Genomic DNA, 25,214 nt, shown 5'->3' with positions numbered 1-25,214 from the left:
GCCGCGCGGCGGTGCCGGTCAGCCCGCTGCGGGCGGTCAGCTCAGGCAGCTGAGCGCGACCTCGGCGGAGCGCATCAGGGCCGCTCGGTCCGGGTTGATGGCGCCCATCACCCGCAGGCCTTGGAGGCTGGTCACCAGGAAGGCGGCCAGGTCGCTGGCGCTGCGGTCGGCCGGGATCTGACCCCGCAGCTGCCCCTCGGCGAGCAGGTCGTAGAGCGCCAACTCCACGGACTGGGTGGTCGAGCGGAGTCGCTCGGCGACCCGGAGGTCGTGGTGGGCCCGTTCCATCGATGCCCCGACGATCAGGCAGGCGAGACGCTGACCGTCGCCGGCGACGTCGTCCACCAGGTCGACGAACATCGCACGGACGACCTCGCGGGCGTCGTTGCCCGCGCGCAGCATCTCGACCAGCGGGGCGGCGTAGTGCTGCCGGTAGAGGTCGAGCGCGGCCAGGTACAGACCGTCCTTGCTGCCGAACGCGGCGTAGATCGAGCCGCTGCCCAGGCCGGTCGCCTCCGCGAGGTCACGGATCGAGGTGCCCTCGTAGCCCTTGCTCCGGAACACCTGCATGGCCGCGTCCACCGCGGCGTCGAGGTCGAACTCACGAGTACGGGCCATGCACTCACACTAGCGAATATCTGGAACGTACGCCAAAGTATCGTGCATCACGGCGAGCCCGGTGGGACCGCCTTCCATCCGGCAGATTGCCGAAACCGCAGCCAGCCACACCTCTCAGCGCCGATCATTACTTGTACGTTCGTTCCACATACTGCCCAGAGGCCCGCGTTACGATCCGACTCGTGGAGTTCCTCGACACCGTCCTGGCCGCGCACCGGGCTTACCTGCTCGGCTGGAACATCGGCGAGCCCGGGGACCCCGATCTCCTGACCTATCGCAGCGACGTGCCGCACGCGCCCCTCAACGGCGTGCTGCGCGTGACCGGGCGTACGCCGCAGGATGCCCTCACCGAGGCCCGGCGCCGCCTCGACGGCGTACCCCGAGTGTGGTGGGTCGGCCCGGGCAGCGAATCCGGCACGGCCGACGGCCTGGCGTCCCTCGGCGCCGTCGATGTCGCCCGTCTGCCGATCATGACCGTGGCGATCGGTGACGCGGCCGACGCTCCGACGCCCGCCGGGCTGCACATCAGCGAGAGCACCGACCTGGACACGTTCGTCCCGGCGTATGCCCGGGTGTCCGGAATCCCGGCGGAGGGCGTGGCGGCGGCGATCGACCGGGAGAAGGCGTTCTCCGGCGACGGCACCGTGCTCAGGCTGGCCGGCCGCCTCGACGACCGGATCGTCGGGACGGCCGTCGCCTGGCTCAGCCACGGCCTGCTCACGCTGTACTTCGTCGGCACTCAGCCCGAGCAGCGCCGGCGGGGCATCGGCGCGGCAATGACCAGGGCCGCGCTCGACCTGGCCGGCGAGCGGGGCGTCCGCACGGCCGCTCTCACCTCGACTCCCGTCGGTGAGCCCGTCTACCGCCGCCTCGGCTTCCGCACCGTGGGCACCTTCCGGCTGCTGACGTTCTGAGCCGAGCCCTCCGGGTACGGGTTCGACCGCCTGCCCTACGCCAGCAGTGCCGCGGCGGTGGCCGCGACGAAGCCGTCGGGGTTGTCCAACATGATGTTGTGGCCGGCGTCCGGCACGGCGACCACCCGCACGCCGGCGTCGCTGAGGGCACGCGCACCGATCGGTTCGCTTTCGGCCGGGTGGAGGTAGGTACGCGGCACAGGCAGGTCGAGCAGCAGGTCACGCATGGTGGGGGTGGTGCCGGCGCCAAGGTGCGCCGCGGTGCGGTAGAGCGCTTCCGCACCGGTGAGCCGCATGGTCGCCGCCCAGGCCGGGCCGACGCGGTCGAGCGTCTCGGCTCGACCATCGCCGCGGACGAACTGCTCCTCGGTGTAGCGGGCCTGAATGCCGACGCCCGGAGGCTGCGGGTCGAGGGTGGCGTCGACCAGGACCAGTGCGGCGACGAGGTGCGGATGGCGCGCGGCCAGGACGATGGCGACGGCGCCGCCCATGCTGTGGGCGATCACCTCCGCGCCGCTGACGCCGGCCGCGGTCAGCGCCGTGGCGAGCAGATCGGCGTGCTCCTCCAACGTGTACGAGGCGTCGGCCGGTCGGTCGCTGATGCCGTGCCCGAGCAGATCCATCATCAGGCTGCGCCGTCCGGCGAGTGTGGGGTTGGTGGCCACTCCTGCGTAGTAAACCGGCGAGGAGGCGCCCAGACCGTGCAGGTAGACCCGGGTGGGTTCGGCGCCGGGCAGCTCCACCCAGCGGATCGTCGTGCCATCTGGTCGCACCTGGGCGCCGCGCATCACGTACCTCCTGATTAATACCTCGGCTTCGAGGTATACCGTTGCGGAGGTAAGCTAACACGATGTTGGAGTTCGCGATACTGGGCTTCCTGGCCGACGCCCCGCTGCACGGGTACGAGCTGCGCCGGCGCGTGGCCGCGCTCACCGGCCACGTCCGACCGATCGCGGACGGGACGCTGTACCCGACGATCAAGCGAATGGAGCGTGCGGGCTTTCTCCGTCGCGATGTGCAGGCCGGCCAGGTGGCGGCACCACGGCACGTGCTCATCCTCAGCCCAGCCGGGGAGGCGGAGCTGAGACGTCAGCTCCGCACCCCCGACGAACTGTTCATCACCGACGAGAACCGCTGGTTCACGCTGCTGGCCTTCCTGCGCCATCTCGACGACCCGGCCGGCCAGGCCGCCGTCCTGCAGCGTCGGCTCGACTTCCTCACCCAGCCGGCGAGCTTCTTCTGGGACGGTGACCGACCACTGCGTGCCGCCGACTTCCCCGACGACCCCTTCCGCCAAGGGCTGTTCCGCATCGCCACCACCACCAGCCGCACCGAGATCGCCTGGCTGCGGGAGCTGCTGACATCACTCACGCGATGAGGTCGTGCGGCCAAGCGGGGGCACATACATAAAGGCTTTGGCCCGGGCATCGGTGTCACACACCAGGATCGGTCCACCGATCCTGGCTGCCTCGTCCTCGGCTCGGTTCTGGCGCTCGACCACCTCGGCGAAATCGTCCCTCGACCAGGTCACATCGCACCGCGTCTTGCAGTAACCGGTCAATAAACCGAGGTAGTGGGGGTCGACTGTCCCTGGAGGCAGTCGACCCGCCCGCTTCGGGTAGGCTGATCTTTCATCAAAGTCGCCATGCCAAAGGGTGATCGTTGTCGACCATGGCAGAACGTTGAACCCGTCTACGCTTTGAGCCGGCCGCCTCGCAGCCGCGGCAGCCTAGCGCTCAGATTTGTTAAGGGACCTTTGCGTCATGCACGAATTCCCGTCCCCGCCGCAGGCCCGGTTGGCGGGCCGTCTCCGCGAGTCTCGTGCTCGAGGTCTCATCGGTCGAGAGCATTACTTGGCCGAATTTCGGGCCGCGCTGGCAGGTGAGCCCGGCGCATACGCGGTGTGTTTTCTGTATGGGCCCGGCGGAATCGGCAAGTCGTCGCTGCTCCGGCGGTTCAAGGACGAAGCCGAGGAAGCCGGTCGCACTGTGATCGAAATCGACGGCCGCACTGAGCCGTCTCCTGCCGAATTCTTCGTGGAGGCGGAGACGGCACACACCGATCACCGAACGGTGGTATTGATTGACACCTTCGAGAAGTGCGAGGTTCTGGAAGACTGGCTGCGGGACCGCTTCCTTCCACAGGTCAAGACCGGTGTGGTGGTGGTCGTGGCCGGCCGCAGACCACCGGCGGCGAGCTGGACCTCCGACGTAGCCTGGGCGGGCACACTTCAAGTGATGGAACTCGATGGGCTCAGTCTCAAGGAGTCTGCCGCGTTGCTCGATGCCCGTGCTGTGAGGCCGGAATTACGAGACATCATCGCCGCCTTCGCCGGCGGGAATCCGTTGGCCCTGAGCCTCATGGCAGAGGCCGCCGCCCGCATCGGTGCCTCCCATGCCAGGTGGAGACCCACGCAGGACTTCATCGCGCCGTTGATGGGTCAGCTCGTGGGACCCGTGCCGAGTGAGACGCATCGTGTGGCGCTGACCGTGTTGACCCAAGCGCGTGTGACTACGGAAGGACTGCTCCAGACGGTGATGAGCAAGTCGGACGCTGCCATGGTGTTCGACTGGCTGATTCAGCAACCATACGTAGAACTGGGTCCACGCGGAATATATCCGCACGACATCGTCCGCGGGGTCCTGGAGGCGGACCTGCGATGGCGAAATCAACAGCGCTACGCCGAAATCTACAATCGAATCTGGCCGTATCTGCTCCAGGTCGGCCGGGCCGCCACCGGTTCCGACGTGCTGCCCGCGATGCAGGACCTGTCTCACCTCCTGCTACCTGAACTGGGGGAGGAGGACCGCTACTTCTTCAGTACCCCGTACGAAGGACAGCTACACGAGGCAGCCATGAATCCGGAGGACCGCCACGACGTCCTCGCGATGGCGGCCGAGACCGAAGGGCCGGAGTCCATCGCCATTCTGGACTTCTGGCTGCAGCGAGAGCCGGAGTGCGTACGCCTCTATCGTTCGGAATCCGGGGCTCTCGTCGCGTTCATGGTATGGATCCGGCTTCGTGCTGGTGACCGAGAGGCACTCCAGCGAGACCCGGTCGCGGCTGCCGCCTGGGCCCACGCCACCGAGACCGGCGCGCTGCGCGCCCACGAGCACATCAGGATTGACCGGTTTCTTGTCTATCCCGCTTCGTACCACCGCGTATCGGCGAGGCTGCACCCTATGCAGCTGCGCATCATGGCGGAGTGGGTACAAGCGGAGAATCTGACCTGCTCATATGTCGTGCCCTCCGATCCCGACTACTGGCGTCGGCTCATGGACCACGCACAACACCGGCCGGTCCCGCAGCGCCCCCGAATCGACGGCGTGGAGCACACGCTGTTCGGCCGAAATTGGGAGCACGTCCCCCTCGAACACTGGTTCGCGGACCGCTACAACACGTCGCCCACCACTCAACCTGCCGGCGCCATGAACAAACTGTCGCGAACTGAATTCGACTCGGCAGTACGGCATGCGCTCGGCAGCTGGCGGAGCACCAGCGAACTGGCTGCCAATCCACTCAGGCACGCTAAGCTCGTCCGGCATTCGCTCGCCGGTCAGCCGGTCGACGAGGCGGCAGTGGCCGAGGCGTTGCGAGATGTGCTCGGCGACGCCGTCAGCGCACTGCGCGAGGATCCGCGTACGGTCAAAATGCATCGCGCCGTCGCCGCCACCTACCTTGAAGGGTCACGAACCCAGCAAAGTGCCGCCCATCGGTTGAATCTACCGTTCTCAACCTACCGTCGACACCTCACTCGAGGCCTCGACCAGATATGCGAAATCCTGTGGAAGCACGAGCTGAAGCCTCGCCCGCTTGTGACGCCAGAAGGTAGTACGGCAGTCCGGGTCGTTGTATAAATGACCGGCGATGAGTGCGGCTCGTTCCGGGCTGGCCGGCGTGTCTGCGGGCATGGAGACCGTCGCAACTCACGGGTGACTCATGATCTAGGGTGAAGATCAAGAAAAGGCCAGGTCAGATAATCTCTGACCTGGCCTTTTTTGCTGGTGGGCGATACTGGGTTTGAACCAGTGACCTCTTCCGTGTCAAGGAAGCGCGCTCCCACTGCGCCAATCGCCCGTGCCTTGTTGCTGAGGTGGGGACGGGATTTGAACCCGCGTACACGGCTTTGCAGGCCGTTGCCTCGCCTCTCGGCCACCCCACCGAGGTTGCCCCCGTCATACGTGGCGGCAGCTCCGAGCGGACGACGGGATTCGAACCCGCGACCCTCACCTTGGCAAGGTGATGCGCTACCAGCTGCGCTACGTCCGCACGCCCCCGGACGTTCCCGGGTGACGGATGAGAACTTTAGCCGAGCCGGTGAACGACTGCCAACTCGGGGTCCGGCTCGGCGCGTCCCACCCAAGCAGGTGGACGAGTGCGACCGCTGGCGGGATCGGAGCCACCACCGACGGGCTTCCTAGGGGGCTGACCTGGTAACTCCCTGATCGTCACACTCCGGCACCGCCGGGGCCTGCCGGCACCGCACAGGCGGGGCGCCCCTTGGTGGGCGTCCCGGTGCGTCGACCAGTGCCGGCGGACCTCGACGAACACTCCCAGAAGAACGACGGAAGGCACCCTCAGGAAGTGTCCGGCTTCCGACTGTCGTGCGACGAATCGGACGGTGGCAGTAACTGTTCGTGTTCGGGTAGATAGGCTACGGTAACGGTCGTGACGAGACGTGCGGCCGAGATCCGCCTGGATGCCCTGCTGCGCACCGCCTGTGACGTGATCGTCGAGCGCGGTCTGGCCAACACCCGGACAGCGGACGTGGCGCAGGCGGCCGGTGTGAGTCAGGCGCTGGTCTTCTACCACTTCGCCACCAAGGAGCGACTGCTCGCGCAGGCATTCGCGTACGCGGTCGAGCAGGACCTGGCCCGGCTGGACGTGGTGACCCGCTCCTCGGCCCCGCCGCTGACCAAGCTCCGGCGGATCCTCAAGCTCTACACCCCGGCCGGGCGAGCCACCTCCTGGTCGATGTGGATCGACGGCTGGTCGGAGTCGTTGCGTACCCCCGAGGTGGAGAAGGTCTCCCGCCGGCTCGACCTGCGCTGGCGGCAGGACCTGGCCGCGGTGATCTCGGCCGGGGTCGCCGACGACACCTTCCAGTGCGCCGACCCGGACGGGGCGGCCTGGCGGATCAGCGCGGTGATGGACGGCCTGGCCGTGCAGCTCGCCGTGCACGACCGGGTGATCTCCCGCCGGCAGTTCGGCGAGTGGGTCCGACTGGTGACCTCCCGGGAACTCGGCCTGGACCCCACCGACCTGGACTGACCCCGCGGGTTGGCCGGGTCGATCCGACGGGCAGCCGGGCGTGCGGACCCCGGCACCGTTGATTTATCTCGATCTGTCGGCGCGTCGCCGGCCCGGGGCCTTGCCGCCGCCCCCAGCGGCTGATATCCACAGATGCGCATGCGTTACCGCGCAGCGTCGGCCGGCGGCCGCCGGCCATCTCGCTCCCACGAGGAGGTCCCGTGCCACAACCGGAGTGGTCACCCCCGATGAGCCGGCGTCGACGCCGGCTCATCGCCGTACTGGCGACGACCGCGACGGTCGCCGCGCTGCTCCCCACCGGCGCGAGCACCGCGGCCCCCGCCGGCGGCGCGCCGTCCGCCGAGCGCCGCTCCGGGCCGTTCGCCGAGGGGCACCAGCACGCCGACGTCGACAACCGCACCGGTACGGCGGCACCGGACGCCCGCCAGCGCGGGTTGGCCCGCGCCGCCGATCCCGACGTGCGGTGGAACCGGCTCGGCACCCCGCAGGCGCTCGGCCCCGGCCGCACCCCGCTCGCCACCGGCCTGCCCACCAACCCGGAGGCCGCGGCCCGCGCCTACCTGGCCGCCAACCGCGACCTGTTCGGAATGGACACCGCCACGGTGGCCAGCCTGGAGCGGGTGCTGGTCCGGCCGATCGGCAGCGGCGCCGTGGTCACCCTGCGGCAGCGCTTCGGCGACCTGCCGGCCGGCCCGGACGGCCTGGTCACCATCGCGGTCTCCGGCGGCGCGGTGCTCTCGGTCAGCTCCTCGCTGGCCCGCGACACCGGCGCACCCGTGCCGGCCACCCGCACCGCCGAGCAGGCGTACGCCGCCGCGCTCGCCGACGCCAAGCTGGACGCCAGCGCGGTGGCCAGCCACACCGTGCGCGCGGTGGCCGTGCCCACCCCGGTTGACGGGCCTCGGGCCGGATACGAGGTGACGCTGATCGGCGCGGACACCGACCACCCGGCCGCGTTCACCACCTACGTGGACGGGATCACCGGGCAGGTGCTGGTCCGTGAGGACCTCGTCGACTTCGACTCCGACAACCCGAGCTGGGCGGTCTTCCCGGCCACCCCGCCCCGCGACCTCGCTCCCGGGCAGGACCCCCGGGTGCGCTGGTGCGGCGACCCCACGCCCGGCTGTCAGGCCGCGTTCCGCGACCCGGCGACCGGCCAGCCGTGGGACGTCGACGCGGCAACCGGCACGCCCACCTTCACCTCGCGCGGCAACTCGGCCAACACGGTGCTCTCCTGGGGTGCCGGCACCCCGGTCGTCCCGGCCACCCCCAGCCCGGAACGCCGCTACGAGTACCCGTTCACGGACCAGTGGCACCAGGCGAAGTGCAATCCGGAGGTGTTCACCTCCGCGCAGCGCAACGACGCCGACGCGGCGATCGGCAACCTCTTCGCCATGCACAACCGGATGCACGACTGGGCGTACCAGTTGGGCTTCACCGAGTCGGCGTGGAACCTCCAGGCGGTCAACCTCACCCCGGCGGGGCTGGGCGGCGACGCCGAGCAGGGCCGCGCCCAGCAGGGTGCGCTGACCGGCAACCGGAACAACGCCAACCAGGGCACCCCGCGCGACGGGCTGCCGCCGACCACCAACATGTACCTGTGGCAGCCGCAGGCCGGCGGGCCGTACCCGCCGTGCGTGGACGGCGACTATGACATGACGGTGATCGGCCACGAGTACACCCACGCGATCAGCAACCGGATGATCGCCGGCCCGGACAGCGGGATCGGCGGCCACCAGGGCGGGTCGATGGGTGAGTCGTGGAGCGACCTGCTCGCCGCCGAGTACCTCTTCCAGCACGGGCTGCGCGCGCCCGGCGAGACGCCCTTCGTCACCGGCGGCTACGTCACCGGCAACCTGGTCAGCGGCATCCGCAACTACGACCTCAGCCGCAGCCCGCTGAACTACTCCGACATCGGCTACAACACCGGTGGTCCCGCCGTGCACGCCGACGGGGAGATCTGGGGCGCCACCAACTTCCGGGTCCGCTCCGCGCTGGTCAAGCGGTACGGCCTGGGCACCCCGCAGCGGCAACTGGAGTGCGCGCAGGGGAAGGTCGCCGCCGACAAGTGCCCGGGCAACCGGCGCTGGTCGCAGCTGGTCTTCGACTCGTTCCTGCTCCAGGCGGCCAGCCAGGTGAGCATGCTCGACATGCGGGACAACATGCTCACCGCCGACCTGCTCCGCTTCGGCGGCGCGAACCAGGACCTGATCTGGGCCGAGTTCGCCCGCTCCGGGATGGGCCGCGACGCCGTCACCAACGGCGCCGGTGACACCGACCCGACGCCGAGCTTCGCCTCGCCGCGCGGCGGCAACGCGACGCTCACCCTGCGCCCGCGCGGGGACAGCGCCGACGCGCCGATCCGGGTGTACGTCGGGGCGTACGAGGCACGGGCGATGCCGATCGCGGACACTGACCCGGCCACGCCGATCCCGGACACCGTGGAGCTGGTGGCCGGCACGTACGACCTGCTCGCGGTGGCGCCCGGCTTCGGGCACCAGCGGCTCAGCGTGGTCGCCAAGGCCGATCACGACGGATACGTGGACCTGCGGATGAGCCGCAACCTCGCGTCCACGGCGTCCGGCGCCACGGTCAGCGGCGACGGGGTCAACCTGGACCGGGTCGCCGACGACACCGAGGCGACGAACTGGGCCTCGCTGGACGGGGTGGCCGGCCGGCAGCTCACCGTGGCGCTGCCCGGGGACGCACCGCAGGTGGTCAAGCGGGTGAACGTCAGCGCCATGCTGCGCCCGGCGATCACCGGGGACGCCGACACCGGCAGTCAGAACGCGCTCAGCGCGCTGCGCTCGTTCGCGGTGTCGGCCTGCAACGCGAAGACCACTGACTGCGCGGATCCGGCGCGCTGGCAGCGGATCTACACCAGTGCGGGCGACGCGTTCCCCGGCGGGGCGTACCGGGCGTACACCCGGGACATCAACCTCCGGACGTTCGCGGTGCCCACCACGCTCGCCACCCACCTGCGGCTGGAGGTGCTGGCCAGCCAGTGCACCGGCGGCCCGCAGTACGCCGGTGAGCAGGACAACGACCCGGCCACGACGACGGACTGCGCGACCGCCAGCCCGGCCCGGAACCAGGTCAGGATCGCCGAGTTCCAGGCGTTCTCGAAGTGACACCGTCGGGGCCGGCGGACCTCCGCCGGCCCCGACCACCTCGACCTCGAATCAGCGGCCGGCCGTTCGCCAACGGCCGGCCGGCCGCTCCCACAGCCGGTCCACCGGTGGGTCGTCGGCCTCCGCGGTCGCGACCCGGGTCAGGTGGCGCAGCCGCAGCAGCAGCCCCAACCCGAGCGAGAGCAGCAGCCCGCCGAGCAGGAACGCCGCCTGCGTCACGCCGAAGCCGCCGGCCTGCGATACCGGGCGGCCGGCCTCCGGCGGCGCGGCGTCGACCGGTTGGTCGCCGACCGGCCCCGTGCTCTCCTCCTCGCCCGGCGCGTTCGCCGGGTCGCTGGGCTCCGCTGGTGTTCCGGTCGGCTCCGCCGACCTGCTCGGGACGCCGCCCACCCCCACCACCGAGCGGGTGGCCGTCTGGCGGGCCAGCAGGCGCAGGTTCGCGTCGTACGCCTCCGCGGCGAGGGTGACCCGCCCCTGGGTGACGTCCTCGGCGAAGGCCAACCGGTAGCGGGCGGTGACCGTGCGATCCGGGCAGAGCGTGCCCGGGTCGAGCTGCCGGTCGGTCAGCCGGGCCACGTCGCCCTCGGTCTGGATCTCCAGCGGGAAGTCGCCGGTCTCCTCCACCCGGTCCATCTTCACCTGGTCGAGTCGGATGCCCTGCACGCTGAGCACCATCGACCAGCGCACCTTCACGCACCCGCCGCGCCGGTCGGTCCGCGAGACCACCGCGGAGACCGTACGCACCTGGTCGCCGGCGGTGAACCGGGCCGGCAGTCCACTCAACTCGGTGGTGAACGCCGCCTGCGCCGGAGCGGCGAGCACCAGCTCCACCCCGCTCAGACAGGCCAGCACCACCCCGAGCCGCAGCGCGTACCGCCACACCGTCACCACCGCCGTCTCCGTTCGGTTGCCTCCACCACGCAACGCTAGGAGCGGGGCGTCGACCCGACCAGACGGGTGTGTTCGCACCGGGCGGCAAGGACAGGGCGCGTTTTCACCGACGGTGGTGAACCGGTCACCGGTCCCCCGCGACACGCCGGGTGCCGGGTCGCTGGGACAATCGCCGACGTGTCCGAACTTTCCACCACCTTCGTCCGGCTGCACGCCCGGCTCACCCCGGTGGCCTTCGTCCCCGAGGTGCGGCTGCACCAGGCGGACGAGCCGATCGGGCTCTGGGAGCTGACCGAGGGTGAGTTCAGCACCGACCGACCGCCGCCGTTCTGGGCCTTCGCCTGGGCCGGCGGCCAGGCCCTCGCCCGCTACGTGACCGACCACCCGGAGCTGGTCGCCGGCCGCCGGGTGCTCGACCTCGCCTCCGGCTCCGGCCTGGTGGCCATCGCCGCGGCCCGGGCCGGCGCGGCCGCCGTCCGCGCCGTCGAGGTGGACGAACTGGCCGTCGCGGCCGTCGCGCTCAACGCCGAGGCCAACGGGGTACGCGTCGACGCCGAGTTCGGCGACATCCTCGACGGCGACGCCGGTGACGCCGAGGTGGTGCTCGCCGGGGACGCCTTCTACAGCGAGGCGATGGCCCGCCGGATGCTGCGATTCCTGCTCCGCGCCGCCCGGGCCGGCGCCCCGGTGCTGGTCGGCGACCCCGGTCGGGCGTTCCTGCCCCGGGACCGCTTCGATCAGCTGGCCCACTACGACGTGCCGGTGCCGGAGGCCCTGGAGAGCGTCCGGGTGAAGCGCACCACCGTGTGGCAGTTGCGGGCCGGGCTGCCGGGGGCCGCCGGCTAGCGTGGCGGCGTGCTGTTCCGGAGCTGGGCGTCCGAGGTCGAGGCACCCTGGCCGGACGTGGCCACGGTGACCGACCACGTCGGCGTACCCCATCTGGTCGTGACCCGGCAAGCGCTGGTCCGCCAGGTCCTCGCCGACCCGGCGACCTACCGGCCGGACAACGCGCTGGACGCGGTGACCCCGATGCCGGTGACGGCGCTGCGGGTGCTCGCCGGGCATCGATTCCGGCTGCCACCGACCCTGGCGAACAACTCGGGCGCCAGCCATCCGGAGATCCGGTCGATCGTCGCCGGCGCGCTGCACCCCGCCCGGGTCGCCGCGCAGCGCCCCTGGCTCACCGCGCTGGTCCGGGACCGGGTCACCCGGCTGGCCGCCACGCTCGACGCCGGCGCGCCAGTCGACCTCCACACGGAACTCGCCGCGGACCTGCCACTGCTGGTGCTGGCCCGGCTGGTCGAGCTGCCGGACGAACCGGTCGGCGCGGTCAAGGAATTCGCCCGGGCCGCGCTGGAGCTGTTCTGGGCGCCGCTGGACGCCGACCGGCAGCAGGCGCTCGCCACCGAGGTGGGCCGGTTCCACCGCGTGCTGCGCGACTTCGCGGCCACCGGCGGCGGGCTGGCCGCCGAACTGCGCGCGGCCGGGCACGCGCCGGACGTGGTGGTCGGCGCGCTCTTCTTCCTGCTGGTCGCCGGGCAGGAGACCACCTCGCAGTTCCTGACCCTGCTGTTGCACCGGCTGGCCGGGGAGCCGTCGGTGCGGGCCGGGCTCCGCACCGGCGAGGTCGCGGCGGCCGACGTGGTGGAGGAGGGACTGCGACTGGAACCGCCGATCGTCACCTGGCGCCGAGTCGCGGCGGCGGACAGCATGCTGGGCGGGACGGTGGTGCCGGCGGGCACCAGCCTCGTGCTCTGGCTGGCCCGCGCCGGCCGGGACCCGGCGGTCGTCGAGGCGCCCGACGAGTTCCGCCCGGGTCAGCGCGGATCGCGCCGGCATGTGGCGTTCGGCGCCGGTGCGCACCGCTGCGTCGGTGACGTGCTGGCGCGGATGGAGGCGGCCGTGGTGGTGGCCGAGGCCGCGCTGCTGCTCGACGGGGTGACCGTGGTCCGCGCGCCCTGGTGCCCGGACAACCTCACCTTCCGGATGCCCGACGCCTTCGTGATCCGGTCAGTCGAGCGGGCCATGGACCAGTAGCACGATGCTCCCGATCACCGCGGCCGCGCCGAGAAGCAGGGTGCTACCGCCCACGATGAGCCGCCCGATCTGGAAGCCGACATCCTGCCGTACCTCGGCCGGGTCGCGATCGGGCGCTCCCCAGAGGCGGTTCCACGAGCTTTTCGAGATCCGCCGGGCCTGCTCGTCGACCGTCCCGAACAGATTGAAGGTCATGCTCAGCCCGATGAACCCGAGCAGCAGGCCGAAGCCACATGTGGCGAGCACCTGCATGATCCACCGCGCCATCCGCCGCCCCCGTTGACCGAAGCAACTCTGACCCGAGACTAGGCAGCCCGGACAACACCTCGTTGCCGCCAGCGGGAGCACCACCGGGCTGCAAGATCCTGACATCGACTCGATACGTTTCCGGGCGTGTCAGCAACCCCTGTGCGCCGCATCCGCGCGGCAACAACACTTCTGGCCCTCCTGGCGCTGAGCGCCTGCGCAGCCGACCACCGCCCCAGACTCCAGGTCCAGCGGATCACCGCGGATCAACCGAGCCCGTCCGTCGCGCCCTCGGCGACGCCGTCAACCTCGCCGTCCGCGACCGGAAAGCCCGCATTCAAGAGCCTGGCCTGGTACGTGTCGCAGGTGCCGGCCTTCCCCGCGGCACCACCACCGCAACCGGTGCAGCCGGCGGCGAACGGCTCGGCGCCGTTCTGGCACCGGGTGCCAACCGAGCAGAAGGTCGCCTTCATCACCATCGACGACGGTGGGCTGGCCCGCCCGCCCGAGGTGATCGACTTCATCCGGGAGGCACACATCCCGGTCACCATGTTCCTGAACTCGCCAGCGGCAGCCGAGCACACCGACTACTTCCGGCAGATCGAGGCGGCCGGCGGGGTCGTGGCGAACCACACCATCACGCACCCCTCGCTGACGGGCCGGTCGTACGCCTCCCAGAAGCACGAGATCTGCGGCGCGGCGGACACGTTGGAGACGCTGTTCGGCAAGCGGCCGACCCTGTTCCGCCCACCATTCGGCGACCGGGACTCGACCACGCTGAAGGCCGCCCACGACTGCGGCATGAAGGCGGTCTTCCACTGGACCGAGACCGTCCACGAGGGGAAAGTGCGCTACCAGACCCCGGAGAAGGTCGTCCGGCCCGGCGACGTACTGCTGATGCACTTCCGGCCGGCGCTCATGGACGACCTCCTCGCGGCGCTGAAGGCGATCCACCGGGCCGGGCTCACCCCGGCGGTGCTGGAGGACTACGTGGGCTGACCGACGTTGCGGACCTGACGAAAGTCAGGGCGCAGTGCTGCCGTTCGGGCGCGGCGGCAGGGCGGTCCGTACGCCTAGCGTCAGCGCATGATCACATTACGTGGGTTGACGAAACGGTTCGGAGCGACCGTCGCGGTCGACGCCCTGACCGTCGACGTCGCGCCCGGCCGGGTCACCGGCTTCCTCGGCCCGAACGGCGCCGGCAAGTCCACCACCATGCGGATGGTCCTCGGCCTGGACCGGCCCAGCGCCGGGCAGGCGTTGGTCGGCGGCCGGGCGTACCGGGAGTTGCGGCAGCCGCTGCACGAGGTGGGCGCGCTGCTCGACGCCCGGGCCATCCACCCGACCCGGTCCGGCCGGGCGCACCTGCTGGCCATGGCCCGCAGCAACGGCATCCCGGCCCGCCGGGTGGACGAGGTGCTCGACACCGTCGGGCTGGACGAGCGCGCCGCCGCCAAGCCGGGCAAGACCCTCTCCCTCGGCATGGGTCAGCGGCTCGGCATCGCCGGCGCGCTGCTCGGCGACCCGCCGGTGCTGATGTTCGACGAGCCGGTCAACGGCCTCGACCCGGACGGGGTGCGCTGGGTCCGACAGCTGATGCGCTCGCTCGCCGACCAGGGACGGACCGTCTTCGTCTCCAGCCATCTGATGAGCGAGATGCAGCTCACCGCCGACCAGCTAGTGGTAATCGGCCGCGGACGGCTGCTCGCCGACGCGCCGATCGACGACGTGATCGCCGGCAGCGCGGTCGCCGTCCGGGTCCGCAGTCCGCACCCGGACGGGCTGGCCACCCTCGGCGCGCGCCTCGTCGCGGCCGGCGCCACCGTCGAGCCGGCCGGCCCCGACGAGCTGACCGTCACCGGGAGCACCGTGGACCGGGTCGGTGACCTGGCGTACGAGCTGGGGGTGCGGTTGCACGAGCTGAGCTCGCACGGCGCGTCGCTGGAGCAGGCGTTCATGGAGCTGACCGCCGCCAGCGTCGAGTACGCGGGCGGCCCGACCGGAAGCGGGGCACGATGAGCACCGGAACCATCCCGAACACCCGTCCCGCCCCGGTCGCCTTCCGCGGCGCGGTGGCCGCCGAGTGGACCAAGCTGTTCTCGGTGCGGACCACCTGGTGGACGGCGCTGGCCGCGCTGCTGCTGATGGCTGCGAGCGCCGTCCAGCTGGCCATCTACGCGGCCAACGACAACACCAACGACGACCCGCTCGACGACCGGGGAATCGTCACCGTCGGCAGCGTGGTGATCGACTCCGTCGAGCTGACCCAGTACGCCGTGCTGGCGCTGGGCCTACTGGCGATCACCGCCGAGTTCACCAGCGGCACCATCCGGACGACCCTGCAGTGCACCCCGGCACGCGGTCGGGTGCTGCTGGCCAAGGCCTTGGTCGCCGGCGCGGTCACCTTCGCCCTCGGGCTGCTGCTCGGCGGCGTCGGCGCACTGGTCGCGTGGCCGGTGCTCGGCGAGTGGGGCAGCGTGCCGGTCGCCGGCACGATCGGCGACATCGTGGCGGTGGCGACCTACCTGGCGCTGGTGGGCGTGCTCGCGCTGGGCCTCGGCGCGGCACTACGCAGCGCGGTGCTCACCCTCACCGTGCTCTTCGCCACCCTGATGATCGTGCCGCTGTCGCTTCAGGAGCCGGACATCGCCGTGCTGAACCGGATCGCCGACGTGTTCCCCGGCGTGGCCGGGGGGCATTTCCTGGCCGGCGACACCGAGCCGTACCCGGGCGCGGTCGGGCTGCTGCTGCTCGCCGGGTGGGCCGGCGCGGCGCTGCTGCTGGGCCGGGTGGCGCTGCGCCGCCGCGACGCCTGAACGGGTGAGCGGGGGCCCTGCGGGCCCCCGCTCACCCGTCGACCAGCCCCGCCTCGTAGGCGATGATCGCCGCCTGCACCCGGTTGCGCACGTCCAACCGGGTGAAGATGCTGGTCAGGTAGCTCTTCACGGTGCCCTCCACCAGGTGCAGCCGGCGGGCGATCTCGGCGTTGGACAGCCCCGCCCCGACCAGTGCCAGCACCTCCCGTTCCCGCTCGGTCAGCGCCGCCGTCCGGTCCCGCGCTGCGGGCCGGCGGGCCAACCGCCCAGCGCCCAGCTCGATCACCCGGCGGGCCACCCGCGGCGACAGGTACGCCCCGCCGTCGGCGACCGCGTGCACCCCGGCGATCAGCTCGCGCGGGTCCCCGGCCTTGAGCAGGAATCCGCTGGCACCGTGTCCGAGCGCCCGGGCCACATGGTCGTCCTCGCCGAAGGTGGTCAGCATGACCGTCGCCGTCGCCGGCGCCACCCGGCGGATCTCGGCGGCGGCGGCCAGCCCGTCCAGCCGCGGCATCCGGATGTCCAGCAGCGCCACCCGGGGTCGGTGTGCGCGGACCAGCTCCACCGCGGCCCGCCCGTCGCCGGCCTCGGCGACCACCTCGATGCCCGGATCGGCGGCGAGGATGGCGCGAACACCAGCCCGGATCATCGCCTCGTCATCGGCGAGGACAACCCGTACCGGCCCACGTTCCATGGTGTCGCTGGTCATCGTCAGATCCGCTCCTTGCTGACAAGTCGGCCGTCGGCGAAGCAGAGCCGCCAGGTCGGCGCGGCGAGGGGAAAGTTACCGTCCGTGTAGTACTCGCAGCCGGCCCGCCGTACGCCGGCACTCGGGTCGACCTGCCGCCGGGGCAGCTCGGCCAGATCGCCGCGCGCCACACCCGGCCGCATCCGGTCGAACGCCGACTCGTCCAGCACGGCGCCGGCCGTGGCGACCGGGTAGTAGATCAGCGACAGGACGAGGGCCAGGCCGGCCGGGGCGCCGAGCGCCAGCAGCAGGCTGTGCCGTACCCGTCGGTGGGCGTCGCGCAGCTCGGCGTCGGCCGGCCGCTCCGCGCCGCCCTCGACCGGGCCGGGCGCCTCATCCGCGGCCGGCCACCCACCGGCGGCAGGGACAGCGGAGACCACGCTGGCAGGGGCGGTGGGCAGTGGCAGTCGGGCCCGTACCGCGAAGCCACCCTCCGGGCGCGGGCCAACGTCCAGCATGCCGCCGGCCAGGCGGACCCGTTCGGCGAGGGCGAGCAGCCCGCTGCCGGAGGACGGTGGGGTGGGCAGCGGGCCGGCCGGTGCCGGCCCGTTGACTACCCGCACCTCGATCTCGTCCGCAGCGGGGGCGAGAGTGACGGTCACCGGGGCGCCCGGGGCGTAGCGCGCCGCGTTGGTGAGCGCCTCCCGGACCACCCGGTGTGCGGCGAGCCCGGTCATCCCGGGCAGCTCGACCGCACCGGGCGGGACGTCCAACCGGATCGCCATCCCCGCCTCCCGGGCACCCTCCACCAGGTCGGCGACGGTCTCCCCGGCGGGCCGGAGCCCAGCCGGGCCGCCCTCCTCCCGCAGCACGCCGATGATGCCGTGCAGTCGCTCGGTGGCGGCGGCGACGCTGGCCCGCAACTCCCCCACCGACGCCCGGTGTGCGGGGTCGAGGTCGTCGGCGAGCTCCAGCGCGGCGGCGCGCAGCGCGATCAGGCTGAGGTCGTGGCCGAGCGAGTCGTGCATCTCCTCGGCGATGCGGGCCCGCTCGCGCAGCCGGATCCGCTCGGCGGCGCCGCGCTGTTCGCGCGCCAGCGCGTCAGCCTGCCGACGGCCCGCGTCGGCCAACTCCTGCTGCTGCCGGCGGTACCGGCCCACCAGCCACGGAAACACACCGGCGAAGAGCAGCACCGAGGCGAGCATGAACCAGGTGCCCGCCGCGGTGCCGAGCAACCCCAGGTTCAGCACCGTGCCACCGAACGCGATCACGCCGAACAGCACGGCCGCCGGGGCCGCCCCGGCGCTGCGCCGCCCGGTCAGGTAGCTGAACACCGGAATGGCGAAGACGAAATTGCCGTCGACCAGCGACCCGAGCACCACCAGCAGCAGGCCGACCAGCGGCCGACGCCGGCTCAGCACCACCGCCACGGCCAGCAGCGCCAGCCCGCCGACCAGCGACGCCAGACCGTGCCGCGAGAACGGCGGGGTCAGCCCCGCGAACCCGATGGGGGCGGCGAGCACCACCCAGAGCAACGCATCCTTCGGCCGCGCCACGCCCGACGCCCCGTCCACCGGCCACCTCGGGATCCTCACGGCGGCCAGGCTACCCACGCACGACCTGGCCGGACACCGACGAAAGTCAGGTGATCAGCCGATCTCCTCGGCCCAGGCCCGCCAGTCGTCGAGCACCCCGTGCAGGGCTGGGGTAAGCCAGCCCGGCGCGGAGCGCCGGAACACGCCCGGGTCCATGGCGCCGGCACCGGCGGGCAACGCGCCGAGCAGGTTCGGTACCAGATCGGTGAGGTTGGTCCAGTGCACCAGCTCCGGCGTGGCCGGCCAGGCGCCGATCACCACGCCGGCCGGCACCGCCCGCCGGTCCAGCGCCTCCAGGGTCAGCGCCGTGTGGTTGAGCGTGCCCAGCCCGGCGCGGGCGACCACCACGGCGGGCGCACCGAGCGACACCGCCAGGTCGGCCATCGTCCACGGCTCGCCGGACGGGCGCAGCCCCATCGGGACCAGCAACCCACCGGCACCCTCGACCAGCACCAGGTCGTGCTTGTCGGCCTCCTCGCGAACCGCGTCCACGGCGGTGTACAGCTCCAGCGGCGGCAGGTCGGCGACCCGAGCGGCGGCCAGCGGGGCCAGCGGGTCCGGAAAGCTGGCGAGGGTATGGCCGGTGAGCGGGGCGGCCAGCCGGTTGATCGCGTCCACGTCGCCGGGTTCGCCGCCGGACGTACCCGTCTGGCCGGGTTTGACCACGGCCACCCGCAGGCCGGCGGCCTGCGCGGCGGCGGCGATCGCCGCGGTGACCACCGTCTTGCCGACCTCGGTGTCGGTGCCGGTGACGAGCACCGGGCCACGCCACGGCTCGCTCACCGCAGCGCTCGCAAACCCGGCTCACTCCTCGCGCTCACGGCGCGCACTCCACGATGACGTCCAGGGCGCGTTCAAAATCGGCCCGGGACACCCCGGCGCTGATGGTGAGCCGCAGGCGGGAACGGCTGTCCGGGGTGGACGGCGGCCGGAAGCAGCCCACCGCGACGCCCCGGTCCCGGCAGTCGGCGGCCCAGGTGGTCGCCGCCTCCGGCCCGGGAGCGGTCACCGAGATCACCGCCGCGTCCGGCGCGGAGACGGTCAGCCCGGCCGCGCGCAGCCGAGCGACCGCCAGCGCCACCCGGTCGGCCAGCTCGGCGCGCAGGCCGTCGCCGGCCCTGGCCAGCCGCAGCGCGGCGTGCACGCCGGCAGCGACCGCGGGCGGCAGCGCGGTGTCGAAGATGAAGGTGCGCCCGGTCTCGACCAGGTGCCGGACGAACTCGGCCGGGCCGGCGACCACGCCACCCGCTCCTCCGAGCGCCTTGGACAGGGTGGCGGTGACGACCACGTCCGGTTCGCCGGCCAGCCCGGCGGCGGCGACCGCACCGGCGCCGGTCGGACCGGTCACGCCGAGCGCGTGCGCGTCGTCGACCAGCAGGAGTGCGCCGTACCGGCGGGCCACCTCGTGCAGCCGGGCCAGCGGGGCGAGGTCGCCGTCGACCGAGAAGACGGACTCGGTGACCACCACCGCCGGGCGGCCCGGGGCGGCCGACAACGCTGCGGCCACCGCTGTGACGTCCGCGTGCGGCGTCACCACGGTCTCCGCGCCGGAGATCCGGCAGCCATCGATCAGGGACGCGTGGTTGTGCGCGTCGGAGACGAGCAGCGTCCGGGGTTGGACGAGGGCCCGCAGCGCTCCAAGGTTGGCCAGGTAGCCGGAGGAGAAGACGAGGGACCGGTCGGTGCCGAGCCACTGCGCCAGCTCGTCCTCCAGCGCCTGGTGCGCGTCGGTGGAGCCGCGCACCAGCCGCGACCCGGTCGCTCCCAGCCCGTACGCCGACAGAGCCGCCACGGCCGCGGCCGTGACCTCCGGATGGGTGGCCAGGCCGAGGTAGTCGTTGCCGGCCAGATCGGTCATCCCGTCGCCAGCGGGACGCGGGTGCAGCCGCCGGGTCAGCCCGGCCTTCGCCCGCAGATCCGCGCGGCGGTCGAGCGCCGCCAGCCAGTCCGCCACCGTCACCCCTTCGCCGCCGTGCGGGCCGGTCACCCCGACACCCGCCGGGCGAAATTACCACCCGCCACCACCGGCCCGACGGATCCACTCGGTACGCGGGGCCAAACCTGCACCGAACTCCAGCTTCGAGGCAGGCCCGCTGCGAGCGGACCGACCGGCCAGCAGGCCGTTCCCGCTGACCCGGGGGCCTTGTAGGGTACGAGCCATGCCAGAGATCCTCGACCAGGCCCGAACCCAGGTCCTGGGTGACGGCGTCGGCCTCGACCAGGCCGGCGTCCTCGCCGTGCTCAACCTGCCCGACGAGCACCTGCCCGCCGCCCTCCAGCTCGCCCACGACGTGCGGATGCGGTGGTGCGGCCCGGAGGTCGAGGTCGAGGGGATCGTCTCGCTGAAGACCGGCGGCTGCCCGGAGGACTGCCACTTCTGCTCCCAGTCCGGCCTGTTCACCTCCCCGGTGCGCTCGGTCTGGCTGGACATCCCGTCGCTGGTCGAGGCGGCGAAGCAGACCGCGAAGACCGGGGCGACCGAGTTCTGCATCGTGGCCGCCGTGCGCGGCCCGGACGCCCGGCTGATGAAGCAGATGCGCGAGGGCGTCGCCGCCATCAAGGCCGAGGTCGACATCCAGGTCGCCGCGTCGCTGGGCATGCTGTCCCAGGAGCAGGTCGACGACCTGGTCGACATGGGCGTGCACCGCTACAACCACAACCTGGAGACCTGCCAGTCGTACTTCCCGAACGTGGTCACCACCCACTCCTGGGAGGAGCGCTGGGAGACGCTGCGGATGGTCCGCGACTCCGGCATGGAGGTGTGCTGCGGCGGCATCCTCGGCCTCGGCGAGACCGTCGAGCAGCGGGCGGAGTTCGCCGCGCAGCTCGCCGAGCTGAACCCGCACGAGGTGCCACTGAACTTCCTCAACCCCCGCCCCGGCACGCCGCTGGGTGACCGCCCGGTCGTGGAGGGCAAGGACGCGCTGCGGGCCATCGCCGCGTTCCGGCTGGCCATGCCGCGCACCATCCTGCGGTACGCGGGCGGCCGGGAAATCACCCTCGGTGACCTGGGCACCCGCGACGGTCTGCTCGGTGGCATCAACGCGGTGATCGTCGGCAACTACCTGACCACGCTGGGTCGGCCGGCGACCGCCGACCTGGACCTGCTGGACGAGCTGAAGATGCCGGTCAAGGCCCTCTCGGCGACCCTCTGAGATGATCCGGTGAGAACGACGTGACCGAGCTTGTCGAGCCCGTGGCGGCGCAGCGCTGGTGTGACCGCTGCGGCGAGGACGCGGCGATCGGCGGGCACGAGTCGTGCGCGGCGGCCCGGGCGCTGGAGCCGCCGCGCTACTGCCCGCACTGCCGCCGCCGGATGAAGGTGCAGGTGCTGCCGGTCGGCTGGTCGGCGGTCTGCGTCGAGCACGGCGAGATCCGGGGCTGAGCCGATGCTGCGGGGGCGTGCGGTGACGTTGCGGCCGGTGACGGACGACGACGTGGCGGCCCTCGCGGCGATCCGGGCCGATCCGGAGGTACGCCGGTGGTGGCGGGGCGGCGACGACCTGACCGACTCCGTCCGCGCCGACCTGGACGACGACGATCTGACGCTGTACGCCATCGAGCACGACGGCCGGGTGATCGGCGCGATCCAGTGGTACGCCGAATCGGACCCGGACTACCGGCACGCCAGCCTGGACATCTTCCTCGACCCGGCGGTGCGCGGCGCCGGGCTCGGCGTGGACGCCATCCGCACCCTGGCCCGGCATCTGATCGACGAGTACGGCCACCACCGCTTCACCATCGACCCGGCGGCGGCGAACAGCGCCGCCATCCGGGCGTACGCCAAGGCTGGTTTCCGGCCGGTGGGGGTGCTGCGCCGCTACGAGCGCGGCGAGGACGGTCGCTGGCACGACGGCCTGCTGATGGATCTGCTCGCCGACGACCTCGTGGAGTGAGCCGGCCGGGGCCTCAACCGTCCGTAGCGCCCTTATCGACGCCGGCTGGCCGGACGACAAGTGAATCTTGGACAGTTGCCGTTCCCGGGGAACGGCAACTTCCAAGATCTCGGTCAGGCGAGCGAGCAGGCGGTGCCGTTGACGGTGAAGGCGGTGGGTTTCGGGTTGCTGCCGGAGTGGGTGCCGTTGAAGCCGAAGCTCACCGACGCCCCCGGGGCCACGGTCCCGTTGTAGGAGAGGTTCGTCGCGGTCACCGCCGCGCCGGCCTGGCTGATCGTCGCCGACCAGCCCTGGCTGACGGTCTGCCCGCCGGGGAAGCTGAACCGCAGCGTCCAGCCGTTGATCGCGGTGGTGCCGGTGTTCGTGATCGTCACGGTGGCGGTGAAGCCGGTGCTCCAGTCGCTGGTGACGTACCCCACCGCGCAGGCACCGCCGGCTGGCGGAGGCGCGGTGGTCACGGCGACCGGCGCGGACGCCGCGGAGGTGTTGCCGGCCGCGTCCACGGCCACCACGTAGAACTGGTACGCCGTGGAGGCGGTCAGCCCGGACACCGCCAGCGTGGCGGCGGTCGGCGAGCCGACCAGCGGGTCGGTGGCGCCGGCCTCCCGGTAGACCCGGTACCCGGTGACGCCGACGTTGTCGGTCGATGCCGGCCAGCTCAGGGTGAGCCCGGTGGCGGTGACGGCCGAGGCGACCGGGGTGCCGGGCGCGCTCGGCGCGGTGGTGTCGGCGCTACCGGCTGGCGGCGTGGTCACGCTGAGCGTCGGCGAGGCGGCCGACGTGTTGCCAGCGCCGTCGCGGGCCACCACCGTGAACTGGTACGTCCGCTCCGGCAGCAGCGTCGAGACGGTCAGCGAGGTGCCGGTGACGGGCCGGATCACCACCACGTCGTTGCCGACCAGGAATTCGCGGACCTCGTACCCGGCCAGCCCACTACCGCCACTGTCCGTGGACGCCGCCCAGGTCAGGGTGACCGAGCGGGCCGTGAGGTTGGACGCGACGGGCCGGCCGGGCACGGTCGGAGCGGTGGTGTCCGGCGTGGCCGGTCCGGGCTCGTCGCCCCAGACCCGGGTGCCGCCCGAGTACAGCGGAACGCGCGCGTTGGGCCCGGCGGTGGCCTGGTACGACGGGTCGTTGGTGGGGTCCCAGGTGCCGCCCTCCGGGACCCCGATCTTGAACTGGACCTCCATCCGGTGCTGCGACTGGCCGGCCGGCGCGGTGGTGTGCCCGGTGCAGTCCACCTCGACGTACCAGATGTCGCCGCTGAACTGCCGGGCGGTGGTCGGGGACGGGCAGCCCTGGGTGTAGCCGGCGGTGACCTGCACCGGCCCGGTGCCGTCGGGGCGGAAGTAGTACCGGAACCGGCCGTCGGTCAGGGCCCGGGCCGGGAACGCGGACTTGTTGTAGATGATCGCCTTCAGCCCGGTGGCCCGGGGCTCGGCCTGCATCACGGTGGTTTCCACGGTCAATTCGTCGAGGTCCGGCGTCTCGGCGACCGGGAAGCCGGCGAGCGGGTTGCCGCCGTACTCGGAGACCAGCCGGACCAGCGCGGAGGTGAAGCCGGCGTTGTAGTCGGTGGCCACCTCGTTCATCACGTAGTCCGACCGGCTGTCGGTGTACGCGTCGTTGGCTGCGGACGGGCCGCCGACCAGCGCGCCGTAGAGGGTGTGCCGGGTTTCGACGGGCACGCTCTGGCTGTCCCACCAGGAGCCGTGCGCGGTGCGGTGGTGCGGGTTGCGCGGCGCGTTGGGGCCGAACCCGATGACGTAGCTGGAGCTGCGCGGGTTGTCGCCCAGCGCATAGTTGATCTGCCGGACGGCGAAGTCGTGGTAGCGCGCCTTGCGGGTCGCGTCGGTGGTCCTGTCGCTGTAGACCAGCGCGGCGAAGGAGGTGTTGGCGGCGTACCGCAGTGCACCCCAGGAGTCGAGCACCGCCATCCCGCCGGGCGAGTAGGGCACCCGCTGGCCGTTCACGCCGACGGTCCAGTAGTCCAGCCAGCGGTTGGCGTCGTCGACGTACTTCTGCTTGCCGGTCAGGTTGGCCAGCAGCACGTACGCGCCGAACTGCTTGTTGTCCCAGGCGATGGTCCACTTGTAGGAGCGGGTGGTGGACTGGTTCTCGGTGCCGAGCTTGTCGTACTCACTCTCGGCCTTGGCCAGGTAGCTGGCCTCGCCGGTGGCCCGGTACAGCCAGATCGCGCCCCAGACCAGTTCGTCCTGCCAGCCGCTCCACGAGCGGTAGAAGCTGGTCGCGTCGGTGATGCACTCGTGGTACGACTTCCGCACCGTGTCGGCGAAGGTGTAGAGCTGCCGGGCGTGCCCGAGCAGCCGGTCGGCGTAGGCCGCGTCGGTGGGCCGGAACACCATCGAGGAGGCGGCCATCGCGGCCGCCGTCTCCCCCGCCAGGTCCGCGCCGCCACAGCTCGCATCGATCTTGTACGCGGGCCGCGCCATCGGCAGCACCTCGGCCGGTCCCCACCACTTGTGGTCGTCGTCGCCCTTGCCGATCTGTCCATAGAGGACGTTCGGCGCGGGGTGCGCCTTGATGAAGTAGTCGTTGACGTGGCGCAGGTTGTTCAGCAGGTGCGGCAACTGACCGGAGGCCGTGTAGCCGCTGCGGTACTCGACCGCGCCCCAGGCGAGCATGGTGGCGCTGAACGCCATCGGGAAGCCGAACTTGACGTGGTCGCCGGCGTCGTACCAGCCGCCGGTGAGGTCCAGCCCCGCGTCGGCGCCGTCGGTGAGCGCGCTGTCGCCACGCCAGGAGACCCGGTTCCAGTCGGGCAGCCGGCCGGACTGCTGCGCCTCGTAGAAGAGCAGCGACTTCTGCAACGCCTCGGCGTAGTTGAAGGCCGGCGCGGCGGACGCGGGCCCGGACGGGGGTGCGGCGACCGCGAGGGACAGCCCGGTGAGCAGGGCGACGCCGGCAGCCAGCAGTCGCCGCGGCCAGGGCTGGTCAACGACCGGAGATCGGCCGGGGTGGCCGGGGACCGGCCGGGTGGGGTGGCGCATGGCGGGCTCCTGTCGGAGGCGCCGCCGGCGGCCGTACCGACGCGGGACGGCGTCGAACGGCACGGCCACCAGCGACTGCGGGGTGGTGGAGTGACCATGA

Annotated in this window: 22 protein-coding genes and 3 tRNA genes; 13 read left to right on the top strand and 12 right to left on the bottom strand. The window is 72.1% G+C overall.

All coding sequences use genetic code 11. The annotated features are described in order from the left end of the window. Positions 1-36 precede the first annotated feature (36 nt). Positions 37-618, bottom strand: a complete 582-nt coding sequence (locus OG470_RS16070) for a TetR/AcrR family transcriptional regulator (RefSeq protein WP_328425097.1) — start codon at positions 616-618, stop codon at positions 37-39. A gap of 182 nt (positions 619-800) precedes the next feature. On the opposite strand from OG470_RS16070, the gene OG470_RS16065 reads away from it, so the two are divergent. Next, positions 801-1,532, top strand: coding sequence for a GNAT family N-acetyltransferase (locus OG470_RS16065; protein WP_328425095.1), 732 nt, complete (start codon positions 801-803; stop codon positions 1,530-1,532). 35 nt (positions 1,533-1,567) lie between these two features. Here OG470_RS16065 and OG470_RS16060 read toward each other — a convergent pair whose 3' ends face one another. Beyond that, positions 1,568-2,320, bottom strand: a complete 753-nt coding sequence (locus OG470_RS16060; protein ID WP_328425093.1) for an alpha/beta fold hydrolase — start codon at positions 2,318-2,320, stop codon at positions 1,568-1,570. Between the two features lie 62 nt (positions 2,321-2,382). Between OG470_RS16060 and OG470_RS16055 the strand changes: the two genes are divergently transcribed. Together OG470_RS16055 and OG470_RS16050 are read left to right on the top strand one after the other, a co-directional pair. Further along, on the top strand, positions 2,383-2,910 hold the full coding sequence (locus tag OG470_RS16055; RefSeq protein WP_328425091.1) for a PadR family transcriptional regulator: 528 nt from the start codon (positions 2,383-2,385) through the stop codon (positions 2,908-2,910). Positions 2,911-3,295: 385 nt separating this feature from the next. Next, positions 3,296-5,389: an ATP-binding protein gene (locus OG470_RS16050; protein ID WP_328425089.1), complete on the top strand. Its 2,094-nt coding sequence runs from the start codon at positions 3,296-3,298 to the stop codon at positions 5,387-5,389. Between the two features lie 145 nt (positions 5,390-5,534). On the opposite strand, the gene OG470_RS16045 is transcribed toward OG470_RS16050, so the two are convergent. From OG470_RS16045 to OG470_RS16035, 3 genes are all read right to left on the bottom strand, one after another. After that, positions 5,535-5,609, bottom strand: a tRNA-Val gene (locus OG470_RS16045). 14 nt (positions 5,610-5,623) lie between these two features. Beyond that, a tRNA-Cys gene (locus OG470_RS16040) sits at positions 5,624-5,694 on the bottom strand. A gap of 34 nt (positions 5,695-5,728) precedes the next feature. Then, positions 5,729-5,801: transfer RNA gene (locus OG470_RS16035), tRNA-Gly, on the bottom strand. Positions 5,802-6,200: 399 nt separating this feature from the next. Here OG470_RS16035 and OG470_RS16030 point away from each other — a divergent pair. Both OG470_RS16030 and OG470_RS16025 read left to right on the top strand, forming a co-directional pair. Next, on the top strand, positions 6,201-6,803 hold the full coding sequence (locus OG470_RS16030; protein WP_328425087.1) for a TetR/AcrR family transcriptional regulator: 603 nt from the start codon (positions 6,201-6,203) through the stop codon (positions 6,801-6,803). A gap of 200 nt (positions 6,804-7,003) precedes the next feature. Beyond that, the gene (locus tag OG470_RS16025) at positions 7,004-9,934 is read left to right on the top strand and encodes a M36 family metallopeptidase (RefSeq protein ID WP_328425085.1); all 2,931 of its coding nucleotides are present in this window, start codon (positions 7,004-7,006) and stop codon (positions 9,932-9,934) included. A gap of 51 nt (positions 9,935-9,985) precedes the next feature. Here the strand turns inward: OG470_RS16025 and OG470_RS16020 are convergent, their stop codons facing one another. Next, complete coding sequence (locus OG470_RS16020) at positions 9,986-10,825, bottom strand: hypothetical protein (protein WP_328425083.1); 840 nt, start codon at positions 10,823-10,825, stop codon at positions 9,986-9,988. 177 nt (positions 10,826-11,002) lie between these two features. On the opposite strand from OG470_RS16020, the gene OG470_RS16015 reads away from it, so the two are divergent. Together OG470_RS16015 and OG470_RS16010 are read left to right on the top strand one after the other, a co-directional pair. Beyond that, the gene (locus tag OG470_RS16015) at positions 11,003-11,671 is read left to right on the top strand and encodes a class I SAM-dependent methyltransferase (protein ID WP_328425081.1); all 669 of its coding nucleotides are present in this window, start codon (positions 11,003-11,005) and stop codon (positions 11,669-11,671) included. 9 nt (positions 11,672-11,680) lie between these two features. Then, a complete protein-coding gene (locus OG470_RS16010; RefSeq protein ID WP_442931137.1) occupies positions 11,681-12,862 on the top strand; it encodes a cytochrome P450 in 1,182 nt (393 codons plus the stop codon). Here the strand turns inward: OG470_RS16010 and OG470_RS16005 are convergent. Beyond that, on the bottom strand, positions 12,836-13,114 hold the full coding sequence (locus OG470_RS16005) for a hypothetical protein (protein ID WP_328425079.1): 279 nt from the start codon (positions 13,112-13,114) through the stop codon (positions 12,836-12,838). The two genes, OG470_RS16010 and OG470_RS16005, sit on opposite strands and share 27 nt — an antisense overlap. A 141-nt stretch (positions 13,115-13,255) precedes the next feature. Between OG470_RS16005 and OG470_RS16000 the strand changes: the two genes are divergently transcribed. The 3 genes from OG470_RS16000 (at position 13,256) to OG470_RS15990 (ending at position 15,924) form a co-directional block, all read left to right on the top strand. Beyond that, entirely contained in the window at positions 13,256-14,107 is an 852-nt protein-coding gene (locus OG470_RS16000) for a polysaccharide deacetylase family protein (protein WP_328425077.1), read from the top strand. A gap of 87 nt (positions 14,108-14,194) precedes the next feature. Further along, a complete protein-coding gene (locus OG470_RS15995) occupies positions 14,195-15,127 on the top strand; it encodes an ABC transporter ATP-binding protein (RefSeq protein WP_328425075.1) in 933 nt (310 codons plus the stop codon). After that, positions 15,124-15,924, top strand: a complete 801-nt coding sequence (locus tag OG470_RS15990; protein ID WP_328425073.1) for an ABC transporter permease — start codon at positions 15,124-15,126, stop codon at positions 15,922-15,924. The genes OG470_RS15995 and OG470_RS15990 overlap by 4 nt, the downstream gene beginning before the upstream one ends. 31 nt (positions 15,925-15,955) lie before the next feature. On the opposite strand, the gene OG470_RS15985 is transcribed toward OG470_RS15990, so the two are convergent. The 4 genes from OG470_RS15985 to OG470_RS15970 are packed head-to-tail and all read right to left on the bottom strand — an operon-like array spanning position 15,956 to position 20,161. Next, the gene (locus OG470_RS15985) at positions 15,956-16,633 is read right to left on the bottom strand and encodes a response regulator transcription factor (RefSeq protein WP_328425071.1); all 678 of its coding nucleotides are present in this window, start codon (positions 16,631-16,633) and stop codon (positions 15,956-15,958) included. A gap of 2 nt (positions 16,634-16,635) precedes the next feature. Further along, positions 16,636-18,207 carry an ATP-binding protein gene (locus OG470_RS15980; protein ID WP_328425069.1) on the bottom strand — a complete coding sequence of 524 codons (1,572 nt, stop codon included), beginning with the start codon at positions 18,205-18,207 and terminating at the stop codon, positions 16,636-16,638. Positions 18,208-18,261: 54 nt separating this feature from the next. Beyond that, the gene (bioD, locus tag OG470_RS15975; RefSeq protein ID WP_328426393.1) at positions 18,262-18,966 is read right to left on the bottom strand and encodes a dethiobiotin synthase; all 705 of its coding nucleotides are present in this window, start codon (positions 18,964-18,966) and stop codon (positions 18,262-18,264) included. Positions 18,967-19,024: 58 nt separating this feature from the next. After that, the gene (locus OG470_RS15970) at positions 19,025-20,161 is read right to left on the bottom strand and encodes an 8-amino-7-oxononanoate synthase (RefSeq protein ID WP_328426391.1); all 1,137 of its coding nucleotides are present in this window, start codon (positions 20,159-20,161) and stop codon (positions 19,025-19,027) included. A gap of 205 nt (positions 20,162-20,366) precedes the next feature. On the opposite strand from OG470_RS15970, the gene bioB reads away from it, so the two are divergent. From bioB to OG470_RS15955, 3 genes are read left to right on the top strand one after another with little or no spacing between them, the layout of a single operon-like run. Beyond that, positions 20,367-21,362, top strand: coding sequence for a biotin synthase BioB (gene bioB / locus OG470_RS15965; protein WP_328425067.1), 996 nt, complete (start codon positions 20,367-20,369; stop codon positions 21,360-21,362). A 20-nt stretch (positions 21,363-21,382) separates the two neighbouring features. After that, a complete protein-coding gene (gene bsaP, locus OG470_RS15960) occupies positions 21,383-21,592 on the top strand; it encodes a biotin synthase auxiliary protein BsaP (protein WP_328425065.1) in 210 nt (69 codons plus the stop codon). Between the two features lie 4 nt (positions 21,593-21,596). Beyond that, positions 21,597-22,103 carry a GNAT family N-acetyltransferase gene (locus OG470_RS15955; protein WP_328425063.1) on the top strand — a complete coding sequence of 169 codons (507 nt, stop codon included), beginning with the start codon at positions 21,597-21,599 and terminating at the stop codon, positions 22,101-22,103. Positions 22,104-22,216: 113 nt separating this feature from the next. On the opposite strand, the gene OG470_RS15950 is transcribed toward OG470_RS15955, so the two are convergent. After that, the gene (locus OG470_RS15950) at positions 22,217-25,114 is read right to left on the bottom strand and encodes a glycoside hydrolase family 9 protein (RefSeq protein ID WP_328425061.1); all 2,898 of its coding nucleotides are present in this window, start codon (positions 25,112-25,114) and stop codon (positions 22,217-22,219) included. Between the last annotated feature and the right edge of the window lie 100 nt (positions 25,115-25,214).

It is taken from the genome of Micromonospora sp. NBC_00389, from assembly GCF_036059255.1.
In the GTDB taxonomy this organism is placed as follows: Bacteria; Actinomycetota; Actinomycetes; order Mycobacteriales; family Micromonosporaceae; genus Micromonospora.
This window is presented reverse-complemented; position numbering and strand designations above follow the sequence as displayed.

What these genes read in the sequence shown, in the direction of transcription:
- OG470_RS16070 (WP_328425097.1), bottom strand. Translation starts at nt 618, where the DNA reads ATGGCCCGTACTCGTGAGTTCGACCTCGACGCCGCGGTGGACGCGGCC.
- OG470_RS16060 (WP_328425093.1), bottom strand. Translation starts at nt 2,320, where the DNA reads ATGCGCGGCGCCCAGGTGCGACCAGATGGCACGACGATCCGCTGGGTG.
- OG470_RS16055 (WP_328425091.1), top strand. Translation starts at nt 2,383, where the DNA reads ATGTTGGAGTTCGCGATACTGGGCTTCCTGGCCGACGCCCCGCTGCAC.
- OG470_RS16050 (WP_328425089.1), top strand. Translation starts at nt 3,296, where the DNA reads ATGCACGAATTCCCGTCCCCGCCGCAGGCCCGGTTGGCGGGCCGTCTC.
- OG470_RS16005 (WP_328425079.1), bottom strand. Translation starts at nt 13,114, where the DNA reads ATGCAGGTGCTCGCCACATGTGGCTTCGGCCTGCTGCTCGGGTTCATC.
- OG470_RS15995 (WP_328425075.1), top strand. Translation starts at nt 14,195, where the DNA reads ATGATCACATTACGTGGGTTGACGAAACGGTTCGGAGCGACCGTCGCG.
- OG470_RS15990 (WP_328425073.1), top strand. Translation starts at nt 15,124, where the DNA reads ATGAGCACCGGAACCATCCCGAACACCCGTCCCGCCCCGGTCGCCTTC.
- OG470_RS15985 (WP_328425071.1), bottom strand. Translation starts at nt 16,633, where the DNA reads ATGACCAGCGACACCATGGAACGTGGGCCGGTACGGGTTGTCCTCGCC.
- bioB (WP_328425067.1), top strand. Translation starts at nt 20,367, where the DNA reads ATGCCAGAGATCCTCGACCAGGCCCGAACCCAGGTCCTGGGTGACGGC.
- OG470_RS15955 (WP_328425063.1), top strand. Translation starts at nt 21,597, where the DNA reads ATGCTGCGGGGGCGTGCGGTGACGTTGCGGCCGGTGACGGACGACGAC.
- OG470_RS15950 (WP_328425061.1), bottom strand. Translation starts at nt 25,114, where the DNA reads ATGCGCCACCCCACCCGGCCGGTCCCCGGCCACCCCGGCCGATCTCCG.